Here is an 11,522-nt window from a genome sequence, read left to right as displayed (position 1 = left end):
CGTGGTGATGGCCATCCCGGAAGTGAAGTACTTTGGCGAGGCATGTCACGTTTGGCTGATATTGAAGTTGCTTACGAACTTTACACCACTTAGCCTTCAGCTCAATTGGCCGTACAACTACGGTGCTCTTGAAATTTGTGGGTAAAGATTAGCTTTATTAATGGGGACTTTTGCGGCCGTTTGTTTAACTTAATGACATTGGGTTGCAAACCTAAACCCGCCTGAAGTTCTATAAAACATCATGGACGATTTTCGAAGGAAAATACACGAAATAAAAACGCGCGTGCGATACCAGGAAACAGACCAGATGGGGATTGTTTATTACGCGAATTTCCTTGTTTTCTTTGAAATGGGGCGTACTGAATATTTGCGGCAATGCGGACTGCCTTATTCCGAAATGGAAAAGGAACACATCTATTTTCCAGTGGCCGAAGTGCATTGTAATTTCCGTTCCCCTGCTTACTATGACGACGTACTTATTGTACGAACATGGGTTTCCGAATTGAAACATGCAACGGTTCAATTTAGTTATAAAGTATTCAGGGAAGAGGGTGATACATTGGTTGCCGAAGGATACACAAAGCTCGCATGCCTTAATGCAAAACGTAAACCTGCGGCAATACCGGAAAAATTACGAAAATTGCTGCAGCCATAAAGCTCGTGCACTTTTTGTCTTTTTGTCAAAGGAGCATTCACGATTTTTTGTAACCGTTTGTGTGATTGGGGCAAAACAACGCTGCCAGGGGTTAATACTCGCGAAATCCGAAACAAATTCTAATGACAAAATGATTCGAAATTCTAAACAAATGCATCTTTTCTATCTTGCTTTTCGTGCTTAATATTTGTTGCCTGCCTGCGCGTGATTGCACGCAGATAGGTATGTTTTGGATTTGTTTCGAATTTTATTCGTTGTTATTCGGATTTTTTATTTATTGCTTGTTTGGTTCCGGCTATGCCAGCTTAATAATATATGTAATAAGAGCAGTCTATGGTTCCCCCTCGTATTTTAAAAACAGTCATCATTTTGCATTTGCAACACCCGGAAACGATGAAAATGGTTTTATAACCATATTGTGTTGTAGTGTATGTGCTTAAGCTATTTTTTGTAGTCTTATTTTCGAGCCGGGGAAGTACTAACGGAAGGAGTATTGCTATGGCAAAACAACAAATTCTCCTGGAAAGCGGCACCAATGAAATGGAATTGCTGGAGTTTCTCCTAAGAGATCAGTCGTTTGGTGTAAATGTTGCAAAAGTACAGTCGATAGTACAGCATGACCCAAAAACAGTCACTAAGGTGGCTACGTCTCTTCCGGCCATGATGGGGTTGATGCTGCACCGGGGAAAAACAATACCCCTCATTAATCTGGCAAACGCACTAGATATACAGAAGAAAAACAGCGATGATGCAAATAGCATATCGGTGGTAATAGTAACTGAATTTAATAATTCAATTAATAGCTTTTTGGTAGATGGAGTGAACCGGATTCACAGGCTTTCCTGGAGCGATTTTATTCCAATAAGCAATATTATCAACAGCAGCGGGTCAGGTGTTATCGGGTCGGTGCATATCGATAATAAAGAAATTATGATTATCGATTTGGAACATATTCTTTCTAAAATATTTCCACACTTGGCGATTGGCGAGGCTGCCAGCGAGACATTTCAAATAGAAAAAAAACAGGGACGTGAAAATGTGGTGGTTTTCTTTGCCGAGGATTCGAAGACTATTCGTGACAATGTTGTTCGCGTACTGAGCAGTGCGGGGTATAGTAATGTCCGTGTGTTTGAAAATGGTCAAAAGGCGTTTTATGCACTGATGGGAATACGTGACAAAGTAAAAGCGGAAGATTCTTTTTCCACAGAACTACCCGATGTATTAATATCTGATATAGAAATGCCGGAGCTTGACGGATTAACCTTATGCAAAAGGATAAAGAGCGACGCCTTGCTCAAAAATATCCCTGTGATTATGTTTTCCAGCCTGATAAATAATCAGATGGTGGTGAAATGTGAAAGTGTTGGCGCTGACAACTATGTAACAAAACCGGAGATGAATAAATTAATACATATGCTTGACGATAGTTGTTTAAAGAAGGAAAAATAACTGTAGGGGCAAAGCATTTGCTGTAAATTGGCATAAATGTTTTCATGCCCAAACTAACAAATACTCCGCACCTACTAACGCTCGTTCCCAAGTTCCGGTTTTGGAACGTAATTGTATTGGAAGCTCCTGCTTCCATTTTAATGGCCAAATGGTTGAGATGATTTAACGATTTTGACGAAGCATCAGTAACTATTCAGCGTAAACGATACACGGCTCGTTCCCAAACCTTGTACTGAACATAGTGAAGTATCTGTTTGGGAATGCATTTGTTCGAGAAACTCCGGTTTCTCGCCTGTTTGCTGATAGATAGGGAATAAAATCACAGGGTTAAGACAGTTTGTAATTTGTCAAGCCAGACCCTCACTGGAAACAAAGTTTCCAGTGCAATTGCGTTCCCAAACAGATACTTCACTATGTTCAGTACAAGGTTTGGGAACGAGCTCGAATTTATAGCAAATACTTCGTCCCTACTTGTTACGATTTTTTTTAATCACTTCATTATTGAGAAGGAAAAGCAATGAATATACTTGTTTCAGGTTCAGTGGCATATGACAGAATTATGGATTTTCCCGGAAAATTTTCAGATCACATTCTTCCCGAAAAAACACACCTGCTGAATGTATGTTTTATGATTAATGAACTGAAAGAAAATTTTGGAGGAACTGCGGGCAATATTGCTTACGCGCTCTCCTTGTTTGGCGAAACCCCCAAAATTATTGCAACTTCCGGACGTGATTTTGAACCGTACAAAAAGTGGCTGGAAGACCATAAAATATCTACCATGCATATAAAGATGATAGAGGAAGAATTGACGGCAGGGGCATATATTACAACAGACCGATCGGACAATCAAATAACGGCGTTTAATCCGGGTGCCATGAAATATAGCGCCTGGTTTGATTTTGATGCTGCGGCGAAAGAAGTGTCCTTGGCAATTGTCTCTCCCGGAAATTTGGATGATATGATGCAGTTTTCAAAAATATATAAACAAAAAGGAATAGAGTATATCTTTGACCCGGGACAGTCCTTGCCTGCATGGTCAAAAGAGCATCTAATGGAAGCCATTGACGGGGCAAAAATATTTATCTGCAATGACTACGAATTCCAGCTTACGCAAGACAAGACTTCCATGACAAGCGAAGATATTATAAGGGGAACGGATATTTTGATTATAACGAAAGGGGAATACGGGTCCGCAATTATATGCGGAGAAAACGGAACCACAAAGACATATGACGTCCCTGCCGCAAAAGTATCCGTGGTAAAGGACCCCACCGGCGCCGGAGATGCTTACAGAGCCGGTTTAATAAAAGGATTGGTTTCAGGCAAGGGGATTGTCCATGCGGCAAAGATAGGCGCCGTTTGTGCCGCCTATGCAGTTGAAGTGTATGGGACGCAAAACTTTCACTTCACAGCAGATGAATTTAAGGTGCGGTTTAAAGAGGTATTTAAGGAATCACCTTTTTAGCATAGTAGATTTGTGAAGTACGAAGTTTGATTTACGATTTGGGATTTAAATCGTACCTTGTAAACCTACACAATGTTCCCGCGAGTTGTTGTAGCCAAAAGCGTCTGGTCTTAGAATAATAAACACATTTCTTAAATTTCCTGTTGATAGAGGAGCCTTGTGTTCCGTGGTTTAACTGGTTTTTATAAAACTTATGCAAACAAAAACCATAAATCCAGCCTCGTACCTCCCAAATCTTTTTATATTGACCGAAAAAGTGGAATTTGTTACCATCAAGCGGTCTTTCAGTCAGCTATTCTTACAGAAACGTCATAATGCAGCAAAAAGCCGCAATCAAAAATAGTTTAACCACAAAGGGCACAAAGGATATACAGAACGCAAAGGATGCAAAGAAAAACCTACAAAAAAAGAAGTTTTTACGGGGTAATACTATATACCCAGCCCTGATTACCAAGGTGTTTTTTGCTGCCTCAACCCAAATAGCCCATAATTGTGTAGCGCATACCTTTGCAGGGAGAAAAGGTATTATCCTGCCATGGACAAGCCGGAACCAAACAAGCACAAAGCACAAAGCAAATTCTAAAATCCTCCCCCTAATCCCCTCCAAAGGGGGAGAATGTCCCCCGCTGGCGGTGGTGCAGGGGGTGGATTTGTATTCAGCATTTCGGATTTCCACTTCTATGGTGGCGGTATTTACCTGAAAATTACTTTTAAATAACGGATCATTAACGCATGCGAAGAGAAATAAAACTGATGCTATTCGGAATGGTGTTATATCCCATGTGTGTATTTGGCACTATGGGATGTGCCTCTGTACCAATGAAAAAGGTGGTTATTGAGGAAAAAGAGCCAAAAGCGGATATAAAACTGCGCAGGAATATAGACGAATGGACCCTTCAGTTATATTCAGATGACCCCACGATACGAAGTTTTGCGGCAGTTTCTTTGCTGGGATTAAATTTGCAAAATGCGCAGGAACCCTTAACAAACATATTAAAAGATGCAAAAGTGCGGGAAGATATTAAAATATCCGTGATAAGGGCATTCGGATTTGCCAGAGATGATCGTGCGGTTGAATATTTAATCCGCCTGTTGGGCGATGAATCTGAACAAATAAGAACCGTTACCTTGAATGCGCTTGGGAGGATTAAAACAAAAAAAACAATAAATATGATGGCGGACGCCATGCTTAACCCTAAGCAGTCAAGGGATGTTAAGATACTGTTGGCAAAGGCATTAGGCAATACGAATGACCAGGACTCCGTAGACCCGCTTATTAAAATGCTTCGGTCTGATGATAGTGATTTGCGGGAAACCGTGATGGCGTCTTTGGAGAAAATTACAAAAGTATCAAGCAACAAGGATTCCTCATGGTGGAGGGAATGGTGGCTGCGTAATAAGTCGAAAACACGGGAGCAATGGCTGGATGAAATTGTGCTGAAGCAGGAAGAAAAGACCCAGCAATTAGAGGCAGAGATTGAACAATTAAAACAGGAAGTGGCGCGAAAGACTATTAAGCTCATTGAACTTGGACATGACAAAATAGACACTGCATTGTTGAGTGAAGCGATTAAAAGTGATTATCCGGAAGTAAGAATTTTTGCCGCAAAGGAATTGGCAAAGATCAAAGACTCATCAATTGTCGATATATTGATTAATGCCATATCAGACAAAGAAGAAGAAGTACGTATTGAAGTTGTTCAGACACTAGGGGTGATTAACGATGAAAAAGCGCTAAAACCTTTAATTCGTGCCCTGGGTGATGAAAGTTTGATTGTGAGAGAAAAGGCTGCCAGGGCGCTTGGACAATTTGGGAATGATGAGGTGGTGGCGGTTCTCATCGAAGCGTTAAACAATAAAACAAATGCCCCCATTGTGTCTACGATAATAGAATCGTTAGGCGAGACGGGAGATTTAAGAGCGGTTGATACGTTGATTCAATTTCTAACGCACGAGAAGCCCGAAATAAGGGAGTGTACTGCGGCGTCTCTTGGGAAACTCGCCGATGTGCGCGCGGTGCCGTACTTAATTGCCGCCCTGAACGACGGGGAAGAACGTGTCCGGTGGTATGCGGCAGATAGTTTAGGGAAAATCGGCGACCCTGTATGTGTGGAACCCCTTATTAAGCGCCTGTCCGACAGTAGTGCCCGAGTAAGAGAGTCGGCGGTGACGGCTCTCGGCCAGATTGGAAATCTGCCGGCAATTGAGGCTTTGATAAAAGCGCTTCAGGATGTTGATAAACGGGTTGTGGAACAAGCGGCCGGGCGTTTGGTGAATATTGAAGACGCAACGTTTGATATTATGGAGTCCGTGGCGGCTAGTTTTTATAATATTGCAGATTATAAGCGGGCAGAAATCGTTCTTGGCAGAATAATGGCAAAATATGCAAAATTCCCGGAGTTACAGGATAAGGTCTTGCAAATCAGGATAAAACGGGCAAAAACATTATTTGCGTTAAAAGATTGGCAGAACGCACTCAATAATTATGAGGAAATTTTAAAACATAATTCCGTTGATGACACAATAAAAAAAGAATTTATTCAGTGCGCAAAAGAGCTGAAACAGTTTGACCGTGCGCTAAAATGGTTCACCGTGTGGCTTGAAGAGAATCCCCGGAATTGCCAATGGTGCTGGCAAGGTCGTTTGGACATTGCCACTGCCATGCTTGAACAGGGTAACTATGAAAAGGTAAAGGACCTTATCGCCCTGTTGAAGACGGAGGACCCTAATCTTGGCGGCGAAGAATTTTTACCCCATTTTCAGGCATTGAATGACAAAATTGAAATTGGCGTCGCCAATGCAAAATAGTAACGAAGTACGATTTACGAGGTACGACCTGAAATCCCAAATCGTAAGTTAATAAAAGAAGAAACCACAGATTACACAGACTTCGTCGTGAGCTCAGTCGAACGATTACACAGATTAAAAAAATCGTAAATCGTAAATAATTTTTAACAGGAGTTTGAAATATAAATGAAAATCCTTATCGTAGGAGCAGGTGCGGTAGGTTTTAATCTCGCAAAACAATTGTCTAAAGAGGGACACGATATCTCTGTTATAGACAAAGACCAAAACATGGTCGACCGTATTACGGAGAAAATGGATGTTTCTGCAGTGTTGGGAATGGCCACGTCTCCTTCAATCCTGGAAGAAGCCGGGATTAAGAATACCGACGTCGTATTGGCCGTAACAAACAGCGATGAGATAAATATCGTGACGTGTATACTTTCGTATAAATATAATGTAAAAACAAAGATTGCAAGAATAAGAAACCCGGAATTTTCGGAAAAAAAACCATTTGTACACCAAAACGGGTTTCATATCGACTACATAATAAACCCGGAAATGATAACAATTAATTCTATCATGAATATCATCGGCACTCCTGGCGCAAACTATGTGGCCGATTTTAAAGGAGGGGACGTTCTGCTGAGAGGGTTTAGCGTGCCTGCGGATGCCCCGATAGTCGGTAAAAAACTTGCCGATCTGGAAGAAATTGAATACACGGATTCTTTTCTTATCGTCGCTATCCAACGGAATGATGAAATGATTATTCCTACGGGAGAAACAGAAATTAAACCGAACGATAACATCTATGTGGTTATGGCAAAAGAGGCATTGCCATTCTTCCTTCCGATGGTGAACAGGCGGGCAGATGAAGTCGCAAAAGTCGTTATCTATGGCGTAAACCGGGCAAGCCTTAATTTGGCGAAGAAACTGGAAGATAGAAAAATCGGGGTTACCATTGTAGAACCACTCAAGGAAAAAACGGAAGAAGCGGCGTCAGTGCTGGACAGAACAATTATCCTGAAGGGCGATGCCCTGGATATTGATATCCTGAAGGAATCTTCTATTCACATGGCGGATTTTTTTGTGGCTGTTTCTGAAAACGAACAGAGCAACCTTCTCGCCGCATTGCTGGCAAAGAGGCTCGGAGCAAAAAAGGCCATTGTGCTCACGGAAGACCCCGCGTTTGTACCTATTATTAATTCTCTGGGTATTGACGTGGTAATAAACCCAAGGCTCATCACCGCAGGTTCCATCTTGCAGCATATCCGCAGGGGCGATACCCTTTCCGTGGTAAAGTTTCAGCAAAGCGAAGCCGAGGCCATGGAGTTGATAGCATCGGAACACTCAAAAATTTTAGGCAAGCCCCTGAAAGAGGTACACTTCCCAAAGGGTGCTATTATTGGCGCTATTTCACATAATGGAGTTATGAAACTGCCCACAGGCGATACCATAATAAATCCTGGGGAAAGCGTGATTGTTTTTGCACTTCCAAATGCCATCGAAAAAGTCCAAACCCTCTTTTCCAATGGAAAAGTCTGAACTCATTTCATCATCACTTAAACCTCATCGTCTATGAACTTTTCGATAGTACTTCGTACGGTATCTAATCTTGCGTTAATGCTTTCCGCAATATTCTTAATCCCGCTGGGCGTTGCGTTGTTTTATAAAAACTACGACACCTTATGGGCCTTTATCCTGGCGATAGTTCTTTCCGGCATGTTGGGCGGACTTAATAAACTATTCTTCCGGAAAACTGAAGAAGAAATAGGCATCAGAGAAGGCATTGCCATTGTAACGTTTAGCTGGTTCATCTGTATATTCCTGGGAGCAGTTCCTTATTGGTATTCCGGGGTATGCACAACGTACACCGATGCGGTTTTTGAGACAACAAGCGGTTTTACCACAACAGGGTCTTCCCTTCTTACAAACGTGGAAATATTGCCGGAAAGCATACTTTTCTGGCGGACATTTACCAACTGGCTTGGCGGGATGGGTATTATTGTCGTTTTTGTAGCATTACTCCCCGCTATGGGTGTAAGCGGATACCCGCTCTTTACTGCAGAGGTAAGCGGCCCTACCGTAGGCAAACTGAAGCCCAGGATCGCGGCAACGGCAAAGGTGCTGTGGATTATCTATCTTGTTTTTACGGCAACAGTGACGCTATTGTACTTCCTGGGCGGCATGCCGTTTTTTGACGCCATTTGCCATTCCTTTGCCACGGTCTCAACGGGAGGGTTTTCCACAAAGAACACCAGTATTGCATATTTTGATAATCTTTATATAGAAATTGTAGCCGCCGTCTTTATGTTTATTTGTGGTTGTAATTTCGGGCTTTATTATCAGTGTTTTCAGTTAAATTTCAAAAAAATACTGAAAAATTCCGAACTGCGTTTTTTTGCCGGACTCAATCTGATAGCAATTGTCTTTGTTGCCGTGTTTTTATACCTCGGCCAGCCTGGCAGCTTTCATAATGAAGCCGGCAGTGAGTATCATCAGCATTTTGAATATTCCCTCAGACGTTCGTTCTTCCAGGTAGTTGCAATATGCACCGGAACGGGTTTCTCAACGGCAGATTTTGACGTATGGCCTGATATATGCCGGTTTCTGCTCGTATTGCTCATGTTTATCGGTGCGTGCGCAGGTTCAACCGGCGGCGGCATTAAAAGCGTGAGGATATTGATACTGCTCAAGTCCAGCATGCGGGAAATAGTACGTGTAATAAGGCCGCGCATGGTAAAACATGTAAAGATTAACGGCGAATCGGTGAGTGGGGAAATTATTACCGGCTGCTCGGTATTCTTCGTGGTGTACCTTGGATTTTTCGGGGTGTGTTCGCTGGCATTGATGGCGACAAATCTTGACATGGTGACCTCCTTTTCTGCCGTAAGCACCTGTATGTCCAATTGCGGTCCCGGACTTGCAAAAGTTGGCCCATCGCTTAATTTCAGCGAAATTTCTTATTTCTGTAAATGGATTTTAAGCTTTTGCATGCTCCTTGGCAGGCTGGAAATTTACAGCTTTCTCCTTATATTTTTACCGGTAACGTGGAAAAGGTAGAATTGTGTTGACTCATAAAATATGAAATGATATATATAGAAAACCAAAGCTGGAATAGCCGGAACCAAACAAGCAAGATATAAAAAATACGAAATCCGAAACACGAAATACGAAACAAATCCGAATAACAAAACATAAAATTCAAAACATACAACAATTATGAAGCACGAAATGCGAGATACAAAAGATGCATTTGTTTAGAATTTCAAATCATTTTGTCATTAGAATTTGTTTCGGATTTCACAATCATCGGGTTTCACTATTAAATGTCTTGCCAAAAAATACAAAGAAATTACCGATAAGGTACTACGGGGGCGATTAGCTCAATCGGCTAGAGCACTTGCCTTACAAGCAAGGGGTTATAGGTTCGAGTCCTATATCGCCCACCATTTTCAAATCCCCGGTTTCCAGTCCACAGACCACAATCCTCAATCTGCAATTTGCCGATTGCCGACTTCTGAGGGAACTGCGTGCCCCTCCAACCCCTGTGTTTATATGCGTTTTTGTTAGGAGAATGTATTATTACTACAACCATAAAGCAGGAAACCGGTCTTATCAAAGTCAGGCAATACATCATCGATAGTGAGGGTCACAAGGTGGCTGCAATAATTGACATTGAAGAGCTTCGTAGGCTGGGAGAAGTGTTAAAGAATATTCCATCATCAGAGGTATGGCTCTATCAAAATAGCGAAGCCTTTGAAGACGTCCAAAAAGGTTTAAAAGAGGCATCGGAAGGAAAAATCTCAAAACTCAATCTTGACGACCTATAATAAAATCCCTTGTTTGAAATATTCTTAACCGACCTCGACAAACTCAAAACCGACAAGGGACTTTTCAAGAGATACACGGCGGTAAAAAAGGCCATTCAGTTTCTGTCTCAAAATCCAAGGCATCCGGGCTTGCAAACCCATGAGTTTACCACATTGAAAGGGCCGAAAGGAGAAAAGGTTTTTGAGGCTTATGCTGAACAATCCACACCGGCAGCATATAGAATATTTTGGTGCTATGGCCCTGACAAAAAACAGATTACCATCATAGCCATAACAGCTCATCAATAATTGCAGTATGACAGTAGGAAAATTTCGGCGTTGCTTACGGCGAGACCGCTTAGCGGCTGCAATATGAGGGGAAGAAACCGGCTCTCCATCCTGCCTGAAAAATCTATATAATCCGGGGTTCCCCCTTTCGTAATTTTGCGTGAGTATTGAGGATTTCGGATTTCAGCATTAAATATTTTGCCAAAAAATACAAAGAAATTACTGATCTCCAGTCACCAGTCTCCAGTCCCCAATCTGCAATTTGCCGGCTGTAGATTGTAGATTGCTTCATAAACATACAAAGAGAAATACGAGTGCCAATAAGCGGGTTATTCATAATAGCGTGTTTTTTATTCATCATAGCGGCAGCGAGCTATTTTTTTGCGAAAACGAAGATATTTTCTTTTGCGTTACTCCTGTTTTACGCATGCAATACGTATCTTTCTCAAATATTGCTTTATCATTCTCACCCCATACTTTTTTACATAATAATAACACCCTTCCTACTCTTCCCCACGGTCTGCCTTATCCTCTTTGCTCTGGATGTGCGCTATGGTTTGTTTTGTACAGATACCACATTCGTTATTATATTCGTATGGCTGCTCATACCCGCATACCTAATGACAAATATCATCCTATACATTGTGTTGTGAAATCCTAAGCTGGTATAGCCAGGATGCTACAGACGAAAGATATCCCTCTTCCTTCGTCCCTCGTCCTTCGCTGGCCCGTCATTATCACAGGCAAATCTTGCTATGCATGACTAATGACTAATTTTCTTGACAAAACTGCAGGTCAAATTTAAGCTGCTGTTTATGAAGAATTTATCCATTATTATTCTATTCATAGCGTCCGCTCTTATTGTCTGTAATAGCCAAACATTTGCCATAGAGACCGCGCCGCACATCAGCGACCGGGAAATCGTGGAAAGGCTTACACGGCTCGAAGAAGGGCAGTCTGCTTTTCGCGAAGAAGTAAAACAACTCCGGGAAGACATGAATAAACAGTTTGACCGTATAGACAAACAATTTGACCGGCTGATCCATATAATGCTGGGTATCTTTGG

10 protein-coding genes and 1 tRNA gene are annotated in these 11,522 nt (G+C 41.9%); all 11 read left to right on the top strand.

The features are described 5' to 3' along the window. The first annotated feature begins 241 nt into the window (after nt 1-241). Nucleotides 242-655 (top strand): thioesterase family protein, encoded by a 414-nt coding sequence (locus QZT26_RS13745; RefSeq protein ID WP_099324585.1) that lies wholly within the window; start codon nt 242-244, stop codon nt 653-655. 498 nt (nt 656-1,153) lie between these two features. Continuing rightward, nucleotides 1,154-2,104 (top strand): chemotaxis protein, encoded by a 951-nt coding sequence (locus QZT26_RS13740; protein ID WP_099324584.1) that lies wholly within the window; start codon nt 1,154-1,156, stop codon nt 2,102-2,104. A gap of 517 nt (nt 2,105-2,621) precedes the next feature. Beyond that, nucleotides 2,622-3,572: a carbohydrate kinase family protein gene (locus QZT26_RS13735; RefSeq protein ID WP_099324583.1), complete on the top strand. Its 951-nt coding sequence runs from the start codon at nt 2,622-2,624 to the stop codon at nt 3,570-3,572. A gap of 314 nt (nt 3,573-3,886) precedes the next feature. After that, entirely contained in the window at nt 3,887-4,273 is a 387-nt protein-coding gene (locus QZT26_RS13730; RefSeq protein ID WP_099324582.1) for a hypothetical protein, read from the top strand. A 31-nt stretch (nt 4,274-4,304) separates the two neighbouring features. Continuing rightward, nucleotides 4,305-6,380, top strand: coding sequence for a HEAT repeat domain-containing protein (locus QZT26_RS13725; protein ID WP_099324581.1), 2,076 nt, complete (start codon nt 4,305-4,307; stop codon nt 6,378-6,380). Nucleotides 6,381-6,545: 165 nt separating this feature from the next. Continuing rightward, nucleotides 6,546-7,901, top strand: a complete 1,356-nt coding sequence (trkA, locus tag QZT26_RS13720) for a Trk system potassium transporter TrkA (protein ID WP_099324580.1) — start codon at nt 6,546-6,548, stop codon at nt 7,899-7,901. Nucleotides 7,902-7,934: 33 nt separating this feature from the next. Then, a complete protein-coding gene (locus QZT26_RS13715) occupies nt 7,935-9,419 on the top strand; it encodes a TrkH family potassium uptake protein (protein ID WP_295102874.1) in 1,485 nt (494 codons plus the stop codon). A gap of 312 nt (nt 9,420-9,731) precedes the next feature. Then, a tRNA-Val gene (locus tag QZT26_RS13710) sits at nt 9,732-9,808 on the top strand. Between the two features lie 114 nt (nt 9,809-9,922). Continuing rightward, entirely contained in the window at nt 9,923-10,189 is a 267-nt protein-coding gene (locus QZT26_RS13705; protein ID WP_295102872.1) for a hypothetical protein, read from the top strand. 9 nt (nt 10,190-10,198) lie between these two features. Beyond that, complete coding sequence (locus tag QZT26_RS13700) at nt 10,199-10,477, top strand: hypothetical protein (protein ID WP_099324577.1); 279 nt, start codon at nt 10,199-10,201, stop codon at nt 10,475-10,477. Nucleotides 10,478-11,271: 794 nt separating this feature from the next. After that, the coding region (locus tag QZT26_RS13695) for a hypothetical protein (RefSeq protein ID WP_295102870.1) at nt 11,272-11,522 on the top strand (251 nt) is incomplete at its 3' end.

The sequence above is a fragment of the uncultured Candidatus Kuenenia sp. genome, from assembly GCF_900696675.1.
Classification (GTDB): domain Bacteria; phylum Planctomycetota; class Brocadiia; order Brocadiales; family Brocadiaceae; genus Kuenenia; species Kuenenia stuttgartiensis_A.
The sequence above is the reverse complement of the archived record's forward strand: the minus strand, read 5'-3'. Positions and strand labels throughout refer to the sequence as shown.

Bases quoted from the DNA above. Each gene is read 5' to 3' on its own strand.
- QZT26_RS13725 (WP_099324581.1), top strand. From the start codon at position 4,305: ATGCGAAGAGAAATAAAACTGATGCTATTCGGAATGGTGTTATATCCC.
- QZT26_RS13715 (WP_295102874.1), top strand. From the start codon at position 7,935: ATGAACTTTTCGATAGTACTTCGTACGGTATCTAATCTTGCGTTAATG.
- QZT26_RS13740 (WP_099324584.1), top strand. From the start codon at position 1,154: ATGGCAAAACAACAAATTCTCCTGGAAAGCGGCACCAATGAAATGGAA.
- QZT26_RS13735 (WP_099324583.1), top strand. From the start codon at position 2,622: ATGAATATACTTGTTTCAGGTTCAGTGGCATATGACAGAATTATGGAT.
- QZT26_RS13730 (WP_099324582.1), top strand. From the start codon at position 3,887: ATGCAGCAAAAAGCCGCAATCAAAAATAGTTTAACCACAAAGGGCACA.
- QZT26_RS13745 (WP_099324585.1), top strand. From the start codon at position 242: ATGGACGATTTTCGAAGGAAAATACACGAAATAAAAACGCGCGTGCGA.
- trkA (WP_099324580.1), top strand. From the start codon at position 6,546: ATGAAAATCCTTATCGTAGGAGCAGGTGCGGTAGGTTTTAATCTCGCA.